Below are 17,228 nucleotides of genomic sequence, written 5' to 3'. Positions count from 1 at the left end.
CTGGGCCCGTTAATGGGTGACGCCGGCGGCGGTGGCTTCGTCGATCAGCCGGCCCGTGCGGAAACGGTCGAAGCCGAACGGAGCATTGAGGCGATGCGGCTCGTCCTTCGCGATCGTCCACGCGAAGACATGGCCCGATCCCGGCGTCGCCTTGAATCCGCCGGTGCCCCAGCCGCAATTGACGTAGAGGCCGGGCACGTCGGTCTTGTCGATGATCGGCGAGCGATCCGGCGCGATGTCGACGGTGCCGGCCCAGTTGCGCATCATCCGCAGGCGGCGAAATGCCGGGAAGAGCTCGCACAGGGCCTCCAAAGTGTGCCCCGTCACATGCAGTGCACCGCGCTGTGAATAGGAGAGATAGGCGTCGGCCTGACCGCCGATGACGAGCTCGCCCTTGTCGGATTGGGAGGCGTAAGCCTGGATGGTGTTGGATATGACCACGCAGGGCAGAACCGGCTTCAGCGGCTCGGAGACCAGCGCTTGCAGGGGAAAGCTCTCGATCGGCGCGCGCAGTCCCGCCATCGCCAGCAGGCGGGTGCTGTGCCCGGCAACAGCGATGCCGATTTTCGGCGCGCCGATCGCACCCCGTGTCGTTTCGACGCCGCAGACCGCGCCGCTATGGTCGCGCCGTATTCCCATGACCTCGCAGTTCTGGACGATGTCCACGCCCAGAGCGGCTGCCGCCCTCGCATATCCCCAGGCGACCGCGTCGTGGCGTGCCGTGCCGCCGATACGCTGAAGCGCCGCGCCTTCCACGGGATGGCGGCTGTCGCGGCCGATGTCGAGCAGCGGACAGAACGCCTTCGCCTCATGGGGCTCGAGCCATTCATTGTCGATTCCGGCAAGCCGGTTGGCGTAGATATGACGCTTGAGAACGCGGATGTCGTTCGCCGAATGCGCCAGCGTCAGCACGCCGCGCGGCGAATACATGACATTGTAGTTCAGGGCCTGGCTGAGGTCCTTCCAAAACGTCAGCGCGTGATCGTAAAGCGCGGCGCTTTCCTCGAGGAGATAGTTCGAGCGGATGATGGTCGTATTGCGGCCGGTATTGCCGCCGCCCAGCCAGCCGCGCTCGACCACAGCGATGTTCCGCAATCTGTGTTCGACAGCGAGATAGTATGCGGTCGCGAGTCCATGGCCGCCGCCCCCGACGATGACGACGTCATAGCGGGCTTTCGGTTGCGGCGAAGGCCATTGTTCGGGCCAGTCGCGGTTTTGCCGGATCGCGTTCTTCAAAAGTCCGGCGAGGCCGAAGCGCATATGCCCTCTGGATATATCATTTTGGAATTAAACATTCCATATGAGAATATACTATGCTAGTTTCTCTGACAAGCTGGAGGAAGCCTCGTCATGATTCATGCGAAGAAGGCGATCATCACCTGCGCCGTCACGGGAGCGGTGCATTTTCCCTGTCAATCGGCATACCTGCCGATCACGCCCGACCAGATCGTGAAAGAATCCGTGGCCGCCGCGAATGCGGGCGCGGCGATCATCCACCTCCATGCGCGCGATCCGCGCGACGGCAGGCCGACGACGGATCCCGACGTCTATGGACAATTCCTGTCGCGCATCAAGCAGCAGACCGACGCCGTCATCAACATCACGACGGGGCAGCCGGGTACGTTCCAGGAGCGGATGCTGGCGCCGGAGCGGTTCGCGCCGGAGATCTGCTCATTCAACCTGGGGCCGATGAACGCGGCGTTGTTCGCGATGGTTCCGCGCTACGAAGGCAAGTTCAAGCATCCCTGGGAACGCGAGCTCATGGCGATGACGAAGAACTTTAATACGGTGAACACGTTCGAGAACATGGAATACATCGCCCGCGAGCTGGGCGAGAAGCGCGGCGTCCGGTTCGAGTTCGAATGCTTCGATATCGGTCACCTGCACACGTTGCGGTTCATCGCGGATCAGGGCTGGGTCAAGCCGCCGTTTTTCATCCAGTCGGTCTACGGCTTCGTCGGCGGATTGGGTGCGCTTCCGGCGCATGTCCTGCACATGAAACAGACCGCTGACGAGCTCTTCGGTGATCAATACTACTGGTCGAATCTCGCCGCGGGCCGCAACCAGATGAAGTTCGTCACGCTGGGAGCGATCCTGGGCGCCAATGTGCGGGTGGGAATCGAGGACAGCCTGTGGGAAGCCAAAGGACAACCCGCGAAGTCCAATGCCGATCAGGTGCGGCGGATCCGCCGCATTCTCGAGGATCTCTCGATCGAGATCGCCACGCCGGACGAGGCGCGCGCTATGCTGGGCACCAAGGGCGCCGACAAGGTCAACTTCTGACATGCCGGTTTCTGGAGCCGACATCGTGGAATCCGACTTTTCCGATCTGCTTGAAGAAATGCGCGGCACGCGGGGCTTTCCCGGCGCTACGGCCGCCATTGCGTTCGACGACGGCACGACTTGGCGCGCGGCGGCCGGCTATGCGGATCCGGATGCGGGTGTGCCCATGGGTGTCGACGCGGTGATGCTCCAGGCAAGCGTCGGCAAGATGTATGTCGGCGCGCTCGCCAAACGACTCGAAACCGAAGGCGTGCTGAACCTCGATGAACCGATCGAACGCCATATCGGGAATCGGCCGTGGTTTTCCCGCCTTCCGAACGGCCGCCATCTCCACCTGCGTCATCTGCTGAACCATAGTGCCGGTCTCAACGACTACATCACGGCCGATGCTTTCCAGCCCAGCGCCATCGCGCTTTCCGCGAACCCCGATCTGGTCTTTCCGCCGGAGATGTTGATCGGCTTTGTTCTCGACCGGCCCGCGCTGTTCGAGCCCGGCACTGGGTTCGCCTACAGCGATGCCGCCTATCTCGTCGCTGGGCTGGTCATCGAGGCCGCATCGGGCGCACGATATTACGATCTGGTCCGGCAGTACTTTCTTGCCCCCTGGGATCTGACGGCGACCCATGCCGCCGAGCATCGGCATATCTCGGGCTTGGTGCCGGGCTTCCGTGGACTCAATCCCTTCTCGTTGCCGCGGCGATCGATGGAAAATGGTGCGCTGACCCTTCATCCCGGCAGCGAATGGGCCGGTGGAGGATGGGCGAGCACAGCGTCCGACATGGCAATTTTCGCCCATCGGCTTCTGGGCGGAGCGGAAAAGGCCTATCGCGACGAGATCGTCGCCAGCGGACAGCCTACACCGCCGCCTCTGACGGGTATCTATGGCCTTGGCGTTCTGGCTGCCGACGGTCCGCTCGGGCGCCGCTTCGGCCATGGCGGATGGACACCGGGATACCGGACCGACGTGCAATGCTATCCCGACGCCGGTTTCGCGGTGGCGGTCATGGTGAACACCGACGATCCGGTCCATGCATCCCGCGACGACGTGTTGGATCTCGGCGCGACGCTGGCAACCTCTGCGATGCACCGGGGCCTCGACAAAAGGAATGTCCGATGTTGAACAATCCCATCGCCCGGCGCCCGGTCTTGGCGCTCCTGGGAGCGTCTCTCATGGTCGCCGCCAGTTGCAGCCGCGGTGCCAAGACGCCGTCATCGAGCAGAAAAACATTGGTCATCGGTCGCGCGCTCGACGATCGCAATCTCGATCCGGCCTTCGAAGCATCCCTCACCGACGGTTCGGTCATGGAACTGGCGTACGAAAGGCTGTTGCGCGAAGTGATCCGTGACGGCGTTCCCTCCGGCGAATTCGAGGGCGTCCTGGCGGAGCGCTGGGAAGCCGATCCGTCCGGCCTGATCTGGACGTTTCGTCTGAAGACCGATCGCCGGTTCAGCGACGGCACGCCGGTGACGGCGCACGCGTTCGCGTTCAGCCTCAAACGCGCGCTGAGCCTGCAACCCGCGCTCGCGGCGAACTTCTTCTGGCTCAAGCGCTATGACGTCGTGGATGACCACACATTGCGCTTCGAGCTTCATCAGCGGTTCGCGATCTTCCTGAACTTCCTCGCCATCACGGTCGAGTTCGTCAATCCGAAGGTGCTTGCGCACGAGAAGAACGGCGACCAGGGCGCCGCATGGCTGTCGGAAAACAGCGCCGGCAGCGGTCCCTATCAGGTCGAGCGTTGGGAACGGGGCCAGCAACTCGTCATGTCTTCCAACCCGCACTATCCGACCCCGCCCCGATATTTCGATCGGGTCGTTTTCCGCTTCGTCAAGGAGCCGAATGCGCGCCGCCTTGAGCTGGGCAGGGGCGAGATCGATATCTGCGAAGGGATCAGCATCGACGACAGCGAACGCTTTCGCGCAACGCCCGGCGCGGCTCTCTTCGACAAGGTCAGCCCGCAGATCGTGTTTATCGACATCAACAATCGCCACCCGATCCTGTCGGATGTGCGCGTACGCCGGGCCCTGGCATTGGCCGTCGACTACGAACAGATCATCAAATCCGTCCTGCTCGGACGCGCGACACCGTGCTCCGGTCCCATTCCGCAGGGCATGCCGGGATACGACGCCGCGTTACCGGTCATGAAGCGCGATGTCGCCGCCGCCAAGGCGCTGATGGCGCAGGCGGGACATCCCACGTTGGGCTTGACGCTGAGCTATGTTCAGGGCGGCAGCACGGTGGATTCCACCGTGCTCATGATACAAAGCAATTTCGCGGACATCGGGGTCAAGTTGACCTTGGAGCCCGTGGCGCCGTCGGCGTTCGTCAGCAAGAGCCTGGGCGGCGAGTATGAGCTCGCCATCAACAATTTCGTCCCGGCCTTCGCCGATCCCTGGCTCGTGCTTTTTCCTCTTTACTTCTCGAAGAATTCCGGCGCGGGCGGCAACACCGCCTTCTACGGCAACGACGCGGTCGATCGCCTGCTTCTGCAGGCACAGGCCGAGCTGGACGCCAACGCGCGGCTCTCGCTCTACCGGGCGGCCGAGAAACTCATCCTCGCCGACATGCCGCGCATCTTCCTATTCTCGCCGCACGCCTTGCTCGGGTACCGCGACGAAATCGCCGGGATGGAATACAGCGCTTGGCGGCCGCTGGTATACAACGCCGACGCGATGTTGCGTCGTTCCGCCTGATCGGGATCGCCCTTGTCCATATCAACGATGATAGTGCGGCGCCTCGGCATGCTTGTGGGCGTGCTGCTGGGCGTGACCCTGCTGACCTTCGCGATTTCCCATTTGATTCCGGGCGATCCGGCGCAACTCGTCGCCGGACCGCATGCCGGCGCCGAGGCCATCGCCAAAATCCGGCAACAGCTGGGTCTCGACCGGCCGCTCTATGTCCAATACCTCGCCTATCTGGCGCAACTGGTCCGAGGTGACCTCGGCGTATCCGTGCTGACGCATCGCCCCGTCCTGACCGAACTGTTCGAATATTTTCCCGCGACTGTGGAGCTGATGCTGGCCGCGCTCCTGGTCTCGATCGCGCTGGCGCTCGTGCTCGGCGTCCTGTCGGCGGTCTATGCCGATAGCTGGATCGACCATCTGTTGCGCCTCCTCGCCATCGCAGGCGTATCGACGCCGCGCTTCGTGCTGGGGCTGCTGCTTCTGTTGCTCCTTTACGGGGAATGGAATCTTCTGCCCGGTGCCGGGCGGCTCGATCCGGCGCTCACGCCGCCGCCCGTCGTCACCGGCATGCTTCTTGTCGACAGCTTGCTGGCGGGCGACGTCGCCGTCTTCGACAGCGCGTTGGCGCACATGATCCTTCCGGTGCTGACGCTTTCGTTCTCCACCATGGGCGGATTCATGCGGCTGGTACGCACGTCGATGCTGGAGGCTTTGAACGAGGACTATGTGCGCACCGCCCGGGCGATGGGCCTGCGGCGCTGGACGATCATCCTTCGCCATGCGCTGCGCAACGCCCTTTTGCCGTTGGTGACCGTGGCCGGCCTGGCGATCGGCTCCCTGCTGTTCGGCTCCATCGTGGTCGAGACGATATTCGCGTGGCCGGGCGCCGGTTCCTATGTCCTCAACGCGATTTTCGCGCTCGATTTCCCCGTCATCATGGGATTCACGGTGATCGTGTCGCTGGTCTATGTGCTGGCCAACCTCGCCGTCGATCTCATCTATCTTGCGATCGATCCGCAGATCCGGGAGATCGGGTAGTGAGCGGGTTCGCAGAGACAACGATGACGACGCGTTCTCCCGGGCGGGAGCTGTTGCGGCATCTCGTCTCGAGCCCCTTGTCGATAACCGGCTTGATCATTCTCGGCGTCGTGTTCGCCGGCGCCTGCCTGGCGCCGCTGATTGCGCCATATGATCCCGATCTCATCGATGCGGCAGCCCGGCTGGCGCCTCCGAGCCTGGCGCACTGGGGCGGGACCGACGAAGTCGGCAGGGACATCTTCTCGCGCATTCTGTGGGGCGCCCATGCGTCGTTGGGCGTGGGCCTCGGCGTGGTCGCGATCGGCGCCGGCGCGGGCACGCTGATCGGCTGTTTTTCCGGTCTCGCGGGCGGCTGGATCGATGCCCTCATCATGCGCATCATGGATATCGTGATGGCACTGCCCGGACTGGTCGTTGCATTGGCGCTGGCGGCCGCGCTGGGTCCGAGCCTGATCAATGCCATGATCGCCATCGGCGTGCTGGGCATCCCCGGCTATGGCCGTGTCGCGCGCGGGCTGGCGCTGGGGATACGCAAACGGAACTTCGTGCAGGCGGCGCGAACCTTCGGCGCCGGCCGCTGGCACGTTCTCGTCCGCCATGTCATTCCCAACGTCTTCTCGTCCATGCTGGTGCTGGCGACGCTCGACGTCGGCAATGCGATGCTCGGCGTCGCGACGTTGAGCTTCATCGGGCTTGGTGCGCGTCCCCCGCTCGCCGAATGGGGGGCGATGGTCAATGCCGGCCAGCCCTACATTCTTGGCCAGTGGTGGTACGCGTTGCTGCCCGGCCTGGCGATCCTGATGACGGCGCTGGCGTTCAACCTCATCGGCGATGCGATCGGCCCGCTGGTCGACCCGCGGCGAGAGAAATAGCGGCCGATGCGATGAGCGATCACGTCGTAGAAATCGATGGCTTCAGCCTTGCCTTCGCCACGGACAACGGCCCCTTGCCGGTGCTCGACGCCATCGCGCTCGCGGTCGGCGCCGGCGAGATCGTGGGATTGGTCGGAGAATCCGGGTCGGGCAAGTCCGTCACGGCGACCACATTGCTGCGCCTTCTGCCGAAGGCGGGATGGTCCGCCAGCGGCACGATCCGGGTGCTGGGAAAAGACATGCTGGCGATGCGGGAGCCGGAGCTCGAGGACTTCCGCGGCGCGAAGATCTCGATGATCTTTCAGGAGACCTCCAACGCCTTGGATCCGCTGCTGCGTGTCGGCGATCAGATCGCGGAGGTCGTCCGGCGTCATGGCCGCACCACCAGCCGCGAGGCGTCGGCGCGGGCCAAGGGCCTGCTCGCCGACATGCAGATCGTCGACGTCGAAAGAATCATGCGCGCCTATCCTTTCATGTTGAGCGGCGGCATGCGGCAAAGAGTGCTTATCGCAATGGCTTTTGCATGCTCGCCCGCCGTGCTGGTGGCGGACGAGCCGACGACGGCGCTCGACGTTACGGTGCAGGCGAAGATCCTGCGTCTTCTGCGCGACAAGGCGCGACGCTCCGGTACGTCGGTCCTTCTTATAACGCACGACATGGGCATCGTCCGCCACCTCTGTGATCGCGTCTACGTCATTCATGCCGGCCAGATCGTGGAGCAGGGACGAACGGCCGACGTCCTTCTGTCTCCGGCGCACCCCTACACGCAGGCGCTTCTTGCCGCATCGCCGGAGCGCTACGCATCGAAACAGGCAATACCGACTTTGCGGGCGACCGCCGGCCCGTCCCAACGCGCGGTCGGTTGCCGGTTCGCGCCGCGCTGCGGCTTGGCGCATGAGGCGTGCCGGGTCAAGCCCGGCTTCACGCCGCTTTCGCAGACGCATGAAACGGCATGCTGGGCCGTGCAGGAGGCATCTGCGCATGGATGATGCGGTGCTGATGGTCGACCATGCAACGGTGCGCTACGATGCGCCGGGACGCCGGCGAGGCGTTTTCGCGCTCCGCGATGTCTCCTTCGAGCTGAGGTCCGGCCTGACGCTCGGCGTGGTCGGAGAATCCGGCTGCGGCAAGAGCACGCTCGCGCGAGCGATCGTGAATTTGGTTCCGTTGACGGACGGCGCGATCCGGTTCGAGGGCCGTCCTGTCGTAACCGGCGGCCGGCCCGCCGAGAAGCTGTTCCGCCGCAGCGTTCAACTGGTTTTCCAGGAGCCACAGTCGTCCCTCAATCCCCGCATGCGGGTTGGCGACATCATCGCCGAGCCGCTTGTGGCGCAGGGGATCGGAAGCCGCGCATCGCGGCGCGCGGTCGTCGCGCAGATGATGGAGAAAGTCGGATTGCCGCTCGATCGCGCCGACCGCTTTCCGCACGAATTTTCGGGCGGGCAGCGGCAGCGCATAGCGATCGCACGCGCGCTTGTGCTTGAACCCAGGCTGATCGTGCTGGATGAGCCGACCTCGGCTCTGGACATCTCCGTTCAGGCGCAGATTTTGAATCTTCTGCTCGAACTTCAGGCACAGCGAGGCCTGACCTATGTGCTGATCAGTCACGACGTGTCCGTCGTGCGCCATCTCGCAGACCGCATTATCGTCATGTATCTCGGCCAGATCGTGGAGGAGGGGCCGGCAGCAGCGGTATTGGAGAATCCCCGTCATCCCTATACGCGAGAGCTGCTGGCTTCGGTGCCGACGCTCGACGGTGGGACGTTCCTCGATATCGAGGATCGGGGCGATACCGATACTGATGCGGCTGTGGCGCCGGTCGGCTGCGCGTTCCGGACGCGATGCTCCTTCGCAGGCGCCGGTTGCGAGCAGCCCCAGAAACTCGACTCCATTTTGCATCAGCCGGAGCGGCGTGTGCGCTGCTGGCGCAGCGAGTCCCTGTAAGACCGTCTGGCACAAAATATTCATATTCTGAATTGACATATCAATTCAGAATAACTTATTCTTTGTGACGGGGAATGTGTACCGGCTGTCCGTCGCTGCGACGGCAGCCGGCCAGTTGCAGCGAGTAGGGGGTTGGGATGACGAGTGCGGGTCTTAAAGGCATGCGGGCACATAGCCTTGGGGCAGTGTCGCTTCTGGCGCTGGCTTGTGGGGCGTCGCCGGGATGGGCGCAGACTGCGGATACGGCTGTCGCACAAAGGGCCCAAGGCGGAGGCGGCGTGGAAACCGTCGTCGTGACCGCCACGCGCCGCCCGGAGGCCATCCAGACCGTGCCGATGTCCATAACGGCTTTCACCGATGCGACGTTGCGCAAGCTGGGCGCGGACAATCTGAAGGACTTCGCGGACAAGGTGCCGGGTCTCGAATTCGCGTCGTTCGCGCCGGGCCTGAACCGGGTCACGATCCGCGGAATTTCAACGCAGACCGGCGAGTCGAGCGTCAGCTTCTATCTCGACGAGATGCCGATTACCGCAGATCCGACCGCCCAGCCCGATGTGAAGGTGTTCGATGTCGACCACGTCGAGGTGTTGCGCGGTCCTCAAGGGACGCTGTTCGGCGAATCCTCGCTGGGCGGCACGATCCGGATCATCACGCATCAGCCCGATGCGTCGGCCTTTTCCGGCGCCATCCAAGGCATGACGTCCAACACGTCCCACGGCGGCGAAAATTACAGCGCCGACGGCATGGTCAACATACCCATCGTGCAGGACGAGCTTGCGCTGCGGGTGGTCGGCAGCTGGCGCAACGATGCGGGCTTCATCGACAATCAGGTGCTCCACAAGAATGACGTGAACGATTCGCGTTCCACGAACTATCGCGGCATTCTGGCCTGGACGCCGACGCAGGCGCTTACCGTATCGCTGGCCTATCAGGGCGAGAACCAGCGCAACAACGGCTCCTTCATATCCGACGGGGACTTGCAGCAGTTCCGCTACGTGCCTGAAAGCCGCGTCGACAATTTCCAGCGCTACAATCTGACCGTGAAATACGATGCCGATTGGGCCAGCATCGTATCGTCGACGTCGTATTTCGGGCGCCAGACCGAGAGCAAGACTGACGATACCGGCGCCGGCTTCGGCATCCTGCCGCCGGGCGTGACGGCCGTCGCGCCGGACAAGATCGACTACAACATCTTCACGCAGGAAGTCAGGGTCGTGTCGAACCAGTCCGGGCCGCTGGAATGGATCGTCGGCGCCTTTTACAAGAACAGCACGCGTTCCGATCTGAACAGCATCGATACCACGCCCGACTTGGGCCCTTTGCTTGACGGCGATTTCAATTACCGGTTCCGCCAATGGGCCGTTTACGGTGCCTTGACCTGGCACATCACCGATCTGTTGGAGGCTTCGGCGGGCCTGCGGTACTTCAACGAAGACGATCGATTCCACACCGATGTTTCCGGTGCGTTCGCCGGCCCGGGCTTGGTGAACACCTCCGTGGAGAACACGTCGGGACTCGCGCCGCGGGTGAGCCTCAAATACAATTTGGCGGATTCGACGATGGCCTATGCGACGGTGTCCAAGGGGTTTCGTCCCGGCGGCGCCAACCCGAGCAAGCCCATCTTCGATCTGCTTGGCGTGCCTCTTCCGCTGACGTTCAAGCCCGACACGATTTGGAACTACGAAGTCGGCGTCAAGGCCGATCTGTTCGACAATCGCCTGACGTTGGATCTCGCGGCCTATTACATGGACTGGCAGAATATCCAATTGCCGGCCAGCGCGGCCGTGTTCAACGGCACCTACAATGCCGGCGGCGCGACCAGCAAGGGCGTCGAACTGGAAGGACTGGCCAGGCTGACGGAACGCCTCACGCTGAACTTCAGCGGCAATTACACGGATGCGACGCTCTCCGATACGGTCATCCTCAACACGCCGTCCGGGCCCGTGACCGAAGCGCTGAAAGGCAACCAGCTTCCGCTCGTCCCGCAGTGGAAGGTGAGCTTGGGCGCCGAATATCGCTGGCCGATCTCGGACGATTGGTCGGCGGCGCTGCGCGGCGACGCCTCCTTCGTCGCGTCGCGCTATAACTTCGCGGACGACAATCCGGCGCAGCGCCTGCGCGCCTATCAGCTCCTCAATCTTCAGCTGGAAGCCGACGGCCCAGGCTATGCCGTCACTCTGTTTGCCGATAACCTGACGGACAAAGTCGTCGAATATGCATTCGAGGCGGATCCGTCGCTTCCCAATACGCGGCTTTTCAACGTCGGTCAGCCCAGGACGATCGGCATCAGGCTACGCAAGGATTTCTGACGGCTGTTTTCCACGCGGGCGGCGCGGCGCGCCGTCCGTTTTCTTCCGGTGTTCGTCATGAATGTAAGCCGCCATCGGCCCTTTGCGGTCTTCTATGCCTGGACCTTCGCGATTCCTTTCGTGTTGGCGCTTCTGTTTGCGTATTATCCCGAGCCGTTCTTTCCATTGCAGGGCGGGCCTTTCGTATTCCTGTCCCTGATGCACGATACGATGGCGAGATCGGGCGTCACGCTCCGCGGTGGCGCGCTGCTCCCGCTGCTCCAGGCCGTCTGGGGCCAGCCCGTGCTGGTCATCGCCGTGCTCGCGTCGGCCATTCCGTCCCTGGTGGCGATCGTCCTGGTCGCGATGAAGGATGGCGCGGGCGGGCTGGCGAGCCTCTTCGGCCGCCTGCGTCCATGGCTTGGCGGCGTCAAGGCTTCCGAAGGGCTGTCGATCTGGCTGCGTCTCATGGCCGTTGTCGTGGCCGTGCAATTGGTCACCTTCGTTGCGCAGGTTCTCTTCTCGGGCGCCGCGGGATGGACCGTATCCTTCAACCCCGCCTTGCTTTCCGCCGCCGCCATCCCGCTGCTTCTGGAAGCGATGTTCCTCAATCAGGGCGGATTGCTGGAAGAGCTTGGTTTTCGCGGCTACGGGCTTCCGCTGCTTCAGGGTGAAATGTCGCCGATCAAGGCCAGCGTCGTCCTGGGCCTGTTCTGGGCATTCTGGCATGTTTCGCGCGATATCCTCTTCCAGACGCCGGCCGCGATGGGGCTGTTCGCCTACGGCCTGATATTGCTGCCGCTGTTTGCGATCTGGTGCGTCGGCGCGACGATCGTGATGGCCTATTTCTTCAATCGCACGGGCGGCAGCGTGCTGGCGACCATTGCCGTCCACGGCTTTCTCAATGACGGCGCACAGCTTTCGGGAATTGTCCTCGGCGGCAATCCCATGTTTCAGCTTGCTATCCGCGCGGTCGTCGTCGGCGGTGCAGGGCTGCTCGTCTTCCTGATCGCGGGTCGCGCTTTGGGACGGCGCGGCGAAGACGCAGCGGCAAAAGTCTAAATGCACCGCGGCCTCTTCACCGATACGAATCGACCCTCTAAAGCGGCTTCGTAAGCTATGCAGCAACGGGGTTCAACGCCGATCGCCTTGAGCTCAGCCCGGGCCGCCCAGCTGAGAGACACGATTGGGCGAGGCGCTTGCCTGCTGCGTCGCTTGCTTTGGGGAGCGCCATCGGCAGAACCGCGCTCGCGGCTGCCATCCGGTCCGCCTTAGGCAGCAACCGCTCGGGCATCTTCAGCGATCAATTCTGCACCGGAGCGGGCGCGATCTTCCTGAAGCACGACCCGCATTTGGTTAACGTCGCGCTTTGGCGGCGCGCCGAACATGCGGGCATATTCCCGGCTGAACTGCGAGGGACTTTCGTAGCCGACCTCGAACGCCGCCGCTTCGACGTTGAATCTGCGGGAGACCATCAGGCGGCGCGCCTCCAGCAGGCGGAGCTGCTTCTGATATTGCAGCGGCGTCAGCGACGTCAGCGCCTTGAACTGACGGTGGAAGGCGGAGGTGCTCATCCGGGCGACCGCGGCCAATTCGTCGATACGAATCGATTCTCTGAAGCTGCTTCGCAAGCTGTGCATGGCGCTCATCACCTGCTGCGACGGGCTGTTTGCCAGTGTCAATCTGGCGACGTCTCCGCCATGAGGGCCGGTCAGAAGCCAATAGCAGATTTCGCGCATGATGATGGGGCGGAGCGTCGCAATCGCCTCGGGCATATCGAGCAGCCGGACCAGGCGCAGCGCGCAGTCGGCCAGCGGGCCTCGAAAGTTCGTCACGAAGACGCCGCGGCCGGGCTCACCGCTCGCCCTTGGCGGCGTGTCCAGTTCCTCCGCAACGCTCCGCATGATCGCAAGATCCAGTTCGAACGCGAGGACAAGACAAGGCGCCCCAGGGCTCGCTTCAACCACCCGGCCGATCGAGGGCGTTTCAACGCCGATCAGGAGGGCCTGCCCCGCCCTGTACTCAAGCTTGTTGCCGCCGAACATCGACCACTTGGCGCCCTGCGCCACGATGCACATCGCCGGCTTTGAAATCATGTGGCTCGGCGGCTTCGGATGATCCGATCGCACGATGGCCAACCCGTCGATGGCGGTCAGGAACGGGCTCTCTCCGGGCCGGCTATCCGTATAGCGCAGGAGCGCTTCCGCCAATTGATCGGGCACATCCGACCCTTCCGTTCACGTTGAAACGGCCGCGAGAATATCCCGTGAGGCAGGAATAGGCAAGAAATTGGCGGGTTCCGGCATTCCGCTTTCCGGCCTTCGGCAATCATAGTCGATCAACGCAATTGGCTCCGGAACGGCGGTTCCCAATGGAAAACCACTTATGACAGATGGCAAAATCGCGATCGTCACCGGCGGCAGCCGGGGGATCGGCCGCAACACGGTCCTCTGCCTCGCCAAGCGCGGGGTCCGTTCGATACTCACGTTCAACACAAATCGTGCAGAAGCCGACAAGGTCGTGGCGCTTGCCGCGGAAGCGGGCGCCGGTGCAGTCGCACTGCAGCTCGACACGGGCAATGTGGGCTCGTTCGACGGTTTCGCGGCGCAGGTACAAGACGTGTTGGCCGGCATGAAAGCCGAGCGCTTCGACTACCTCGCCAACAATGCCGGGATTTCGTCCACCGCAAGCTTCGAGTCGATAACGGAAGCGGAGATGGACGCGCTCTATAACGTCCACTTCAAGGGCGTCCTGTTCCTGACGCAAAAGCTTCTGCCGCTCATGAATGATGGCGGTCGCATCGTGAACATCTCCTCGGGATTGGCGCGCTTCACCGGACGCAACCGCATCGGCTATGGTTCGATGAAGGCGGCGGTCGAAACGCTGACACGGTACATGGCCCTGGAATTGGGACCGCGCCGGATCGCGGCGAACGTCGTCGCGCCGGGCCCGATCGCGACCGATTTTTCCGGCGGCATGGTTCGCGACAATCCGGGGGTCAACAAGATGATCGCCGATCATACGGCGCTCGGCCGTGCCGGAGTGCCGGAGGATGTCGGGCCGGTCATCGCCGGCCTGCTGTCCGACGACTTCGGCTGGGTCAACGCCCAGCGGATCGAAGTCGCCGGCGGCATGCAGATCTGAGGGGGCGTCATGTCGAAAGCAGACTTGAGACATCCCGCAGGTCGTAAAGCGTACATCATCACCGGTCCGACCTCTGGTACCGGCCGCGAGACCGCTCTTAAAATGGCCAGGCACGGCACGCTTGTGCTCGCGGGCCGGAACAGCGGCAAGCTCGATGACGTCAGGAAGGAGGTCGAGCGACGGGGCGGGCAGGCGGTGCCGGTCGTATGCGACATGTCGGATCTGGCGGGCGTACGCCGCGCCGCCGCGCAGATCATCGCGCTCGATCTGCCGATCGTCGGGTTGCTCAACAACGCGGGCGTCCAGAACCCGCCCGTCATGAAGACCGCAGCCGGTTGGGACATGACGTTCGCGACGAACCACCTCGGACCGTTCGCGCTGACCGAGGCGCTCCTGCCGCATCTGCGCGATGGTGCGAATGTCCTCTTCGTCGGCTCGGCTACCGAAGATCCCGAGCGCGGGCCCGCCAAGCGGGCTGGCTTTCGCGGTGGCCGCTACATCTCAGCCGAGGCGAGCGTGCGCGGCGAATGGAAACCCGGCGGCGCCAAGCAGCCGGGCTATGACGCCTATGCCACCTCCAAGCAGTGCAATATCGCCACGGCCATGGCGCTCGCGCGCGAAAACCCGCGGCTGCATGTCAACGCCATCGAGCCGGGCATCATGTTCAACACCGGCCTCCACGGCAACATGAACATCTTCTTCTACATCCTGGCATATTACATCGTCCCGCTGATGGCGCCGTTCATAAAGGTCTTGAGCACGCCGAAGCGAGCTGCGCGCGTGTTCACCGAGATCCTGCTCGACACATCCGGTCGAACCGGAATCTACTACGACGAAGGCGGGCACCCTATGCAAGGTTCCGCACGCCTGCGCGACCCGGAATTCCAGGACCGTGTTGTCGCCGAGACGCGGGCCTTTCTATCGCAGCGGTGAGCGGGAGGCGGCCATGCCCCGCGCCGCACCAGGAAATCTCCGCGCGCCGGCGCTTGTGATCCTCGGTTCATGCGCAGCACGGATCGCTACTGGTTGACGAGACCTCTGCCGCAGGTCTCCGGCGATCTCCATGTGCCGCCGAGCGCCGTCTGCAATCGGCGACACGCTTCGGTCCGGCGTTCGCGGTGCTGTTCCGTTCCCGGCGAGCGCAGATACACTTCACGCGCCGAAATCCCTACGCGCATCCGCAATATTTCCGCGGTGCGTCGGTGGCGCCACAGGCGATACGAGAAGACTTGTAAAGCCGCCGTCGCTCCATTCTTCTGTTCGCCATGCCGAGGCTCACGAGCCAGCGGGCCCAGTGGTTGGCCCAAAATATTGTGCCCCATGAGCGCGTGATCCGCGCCTGGCTTTCGCGGCGCGTCTATGAATTGGACATCGACGACATCATCCAGGAGATGTACGCGCGCCTCGCCTCTCTCGATTCCGTCGCCGATATTCGCAATCCGCGGCAATACGCGGCCCAGACTGCGTTCTCCATTCTCGCCAACCAGCTTCGACGCCTGCGCGTCGTGCCGATCGTCGCGGTCGGCGATGTCGAGTCGATTGAAGCGTTTGCTCTGGAAGCGTCGCCGGAAGAGCAAGTCGCCTTGCGCGACGAGGTCCGCGAAGTGTACGAGGCTTTGGCGGACTTGCCGCCGCGCTGCCGCCAGGCCTTTCTTCTCCGCCGGGTGGAAGGATTCTCGCAGCGCGAGGTTGCCCAGCGTCTTGGTGTCAGTGAAAAGGCCGTCGAAAAATACATGGCGCAGGGCGTGCGCTGTCTCATCAGCGCGTTCGGCCGGGGAGGGAAACCGGCGTCCCAATTGTCTATAGGAGCAAGGGTGCGTGCATCCGGGACGCGGCGAAAATGACCGAGAGACCTTCCGCCCAGAACGTTTACGACCAAGCGGCCCTCTGGGCGGCCAAGAGCGACGCCGGACCGCTGCATCCGGGCGAACAGGCCGAGCTCGATGCATGGCTGAGCGAAGATGTGCGGCATGTCGGGGCGTTCGCCTTGGCAAGTGCCCATCTGACGCCTTTGCAGCAACATGACGCTCCGTCTCGGCAGGCGGAGAGGCCGGCGTTCTCCCGCCGCCGCGTCGTTCTGGGCGGCGGCATCGCCGCCGCCGCTGCGGGTCTGGCGGTCGTGGGACGCTCGGCGCTACGGTATTTCGGCGAGGAACGCTACGCGACGCGGGTCGGCGAAATGCGCGTCGTGCCGTTGAACGACGGCTCTCTCATCAGTCTCAACACCCAATCGGAAGTCGTTGTCCGTTACTCCCGGAATCGCCGCGACATCGATCTGATCCAGGGCGAGGCTCTGTTCGACGTGGCCAAGAACACACAAAGGCCTTTTGTCGTTCATGCCGCCGACACTGCGGTTCGTGCGGTCGGTACCAGCTTCACGGTCCGTATATTGCCGTCGCAGCCCGTGCAGATTCTCGTCAAAGAAGGTGTGGTCGAGGTGACCCGCCCCGATATCCCCGTGGCGCCGCCGGTGCGGGCGCCGGCCAACACCCGCGCCATCGCGCCCGTGAACGCGCCGATCGTGGCCAAACCGATTGAAACGGCCGAGGTGGAACGCGCGCTGGCGTGGCGCGACGGCCGCATCGCGTTCCACGGCGAGACCCTTGGAGTCGCGGCTGACGAGTTCGCGCGCTACAGCGATATCCGGATTCGGATTGACGATCCCTCCATCGCCGAGGAACGGATCGCCGGATTGTTCCTGGCAGGTGATCCGATTGGTTTCGCCCATGCTGTCGCGGTCTCGTTCGATCTTCGTGTTGCGGTCGCGGATAACGAAGTTCGCCTCTCGCGCCAATGAAGTGCGACAACCGCGTAGGGAAATGATGACCGTCATGTGTCTCCTTTTCTGACAGGTTCGCGCGGGGCGGCCTGCAGTACGGGGGCGAGTATGAAGTTGCGTGCGTCAAGACTGTCAGCGGTGAACCGGCTCGCTTTGCGAAGCAGCGTCGCCGTCGGAGCGTTGCTGTGTGCCACG

15 protein-coding genes are annotated in these 17,228 nt (G+C 63.6%); 13 read left to right on the top strand and 2 right to left on the bottom strand.

The features are described 5' to 3' along the window. Positions 1–9 precede the first annotated feature (9 nt). Positions 10–1,260 carry a sarcosine oxidase subunit beta family protein gene (locus tag WDM91_06405; protein MEI9994206.1) on the bottom strand — a complete coding sequence of 417 codons (1,251 nt, stop codon included), beginning with the start codon at positions 1,258–1,260 and terminating at the stop codon, positions 10–12. Positions 1,261–1,350: 90 nt separating this feature from the next. On the opposite strand from WDM91_06405, the gene WDM91_06400 reads away from it, so the two are divergent. The 9 genes from WDM91_06400 (at position 1,351) to WDM91_06360 (ending at position 12,172) form a co-directional block, all read left to right on the top strand. Further along, positions 1,351–2,283 carry a 3-keto-5-aminohexanoate cleavage protein gene (locus WDM91_06400; protein MEI9994205.1) on the top strand — a complete coding sequence of 311 codons (933 nt, stop codon included), beginning with the start codon at positions 1,351–1,353 and terminating at the stop codon, positions 2,281–2,283. Continuing rightward, the gene (locus WDM91_06395) at positions 2,165–3,403 is read left to right on the top strand and encodes a serine hydrolase domain-containing protein (protein ID MEI9994204.1); all 1,239 of its coding nucleotides are present in this window, start codon (positions 2,165–2,167) and stop codon (positions 3,401–3,403) included. Before WDM91_06400 ends, WDM91_06395 begins: the two co-directional genes overlap by 119 nt. Then, a complete protein-coding gene (locus tag WDM91_06390) occupies positions 3,397–4,977 on the top strand; it encodes an ABC transporter substrate-binding protein (protein MEI9994203.1) in 1,581 nt (526 codons plus the stop codon). The genes WDM91_06395 and WDM91_06390 overlap by 7 nt, the downstream gene beginning before the upstream one ends. Positions 4,978–5,004: 27 nt before the next feature. Next, positions 5,005–6,006, top strand: coding sequence for an ABC transporter permease (locus tag WDM91_06385; GenBank protein MEI9994202.1), 1,002 nt, complete (start codon positions 5,005–5,007; stop codon positions 6,004–6,006). Positions 6,007–6,029: 23 nt separating this feature from the next. Continuing rightward, positions 6,030–6,878, top strand: a complete 849-nt coding sequence (locus WDM91_06380) for an ABC transporter permease subunit (protein ID MEI9994201.1) — start codon at positions 6,030–6,032, stop codon at positions 6,876–6,878. An 11-nt stretch (positions 6,879–6,889) separates the two neighbouring features. Then, positions 6,890–7,867, top strand: coding sequence for an ABC transporter ATP-binding protein (locus WDM91_06375; protein MEI9994200.1), 978 nt, complete (start codon positions 6,890–6,892; stop codon positions 7,865–7,867). Then, on the top strand, positions 7,860–8,822 hold the full coding sequence (locus WDM91_06370; protein ID MEI9994199.1) for an oligopeptide/dipeptide ABC transporter ATP-binding protein: 963 nt from the start codon (positions 7,860–7,862) through the stop codon (positions 8,820–8,822). Before WDM91_06375 ends, WDM91_06370 begins: the two co-directional genes overlap by 8 nt. A 278-nt stretch (positions 8,823–9,100) precedes the next feature. Further along, positions 9,101–11,131 carry a TonB-dependent receptor gene (locus WDM91_06365; GenBank protein ID MEI9994198.1) on the top strand — a complete coding sequence of 677 codons (2,031 nt, stop codon included), beginning with the start codon at positions 9,101–9,103 and terminating at the stop codon, positions 11,129–11,131. A gap of 57 nt (positions 11,132–11,188) precedes the next feature. Beyond that, entirely contained in the window at positions 11,189–12,172 is a 984-nt protein-coding gene (locus WDM91_06360) for a CPBP family intramembrane glutamic endopeptidase (protein ID MEI9994197.1), read from the top strand. 209 nt (positions 12,173–12,381) lie between these two features. On the opposite strand, the gene WDM91_06355 is transcribed toward WDM91_06360, so the two are convergent. Continuing rightward, positions 12,382–13,332 (bottom strand): AraC family transcriptional regulator, encoded by a 951-nt coding sequence (locus tag WDM91_06355; protein ID MEI9994196.1) that lies wholly within the window; start codon positions 13,330–13,332, stop codon positions 12,382–12,384. Positions 13,333–13,495: 163 nt separating this feature from the next. Between WDM91_06355 and WDM91_06350 the strand changes: the two genes are divergently transcribed. The 4 genes from WDM91_06350 to WDM91_06335 all read left to right on the top strand — a co-directional run bounded on the left by WDM91_06350 (position 13,496) and on the right by WDM91_06335 (position 17,051). Next, complete coding sequence (locus WDM91_06350; protein MEI9994195.1) at positions 13,496–14,254, top strand: SDR family oxidoreductase; 759 nt, start codon at positions 13,496–13,498, stop codon at positions 14,252–14,254. Positions 14,255–14,263: 9 nt separating this feature from the next. Then, positions 14,264–15,187, top strand: a complete 924-nt coding sequence (locus tag WDM91_06345; protein ID MEI9994194.1) for an SDR family NAD(P)-dependent oxidoreductase — start codon at positions 14,264–14,266, stop codon at positions 15,185–15,187. A 395-nt stretch (positions 15,188–15,582) separates the two neighbouring features. Further along, positions 15,583–16,098, top strand: a complete 516-nt coding sequence (locus tag WDM91_06340; protein ID MEI9994193.1) for a sigma-70 family RNA polymerase sigma factor — start codon at positions 15,583–15,585, stop codon at positions 16,096–16,098. Next, a complete protein-coding gene (locus WDM91_06335; protein MEI9994192.1) occupies positions 16,095–17,051 on the top strand; it encodes a FecR domain-containing protein in 957 nt (318 codons plus the stop codon). Before WDM91_06340 ends, WDM91_06335 begins: the two co-directional genes overlap by 4 nt. The last annotated feature ends 177 nt before the right edge of the window (positions 17,052–17,228 follow it).

The sequence above is a fragment of the Rhizomicrobium sp. genome, from assembly GCA_037200385.1.
Lineage (GTDB): Bacteria > Pseudomonadota > Alphaproteobacteria > Micropepsales > Micropepsaceae > Rhizomicrobium.
This window is presented reverse-complemented; position numbering and strand designations above follow the sequence as displayed.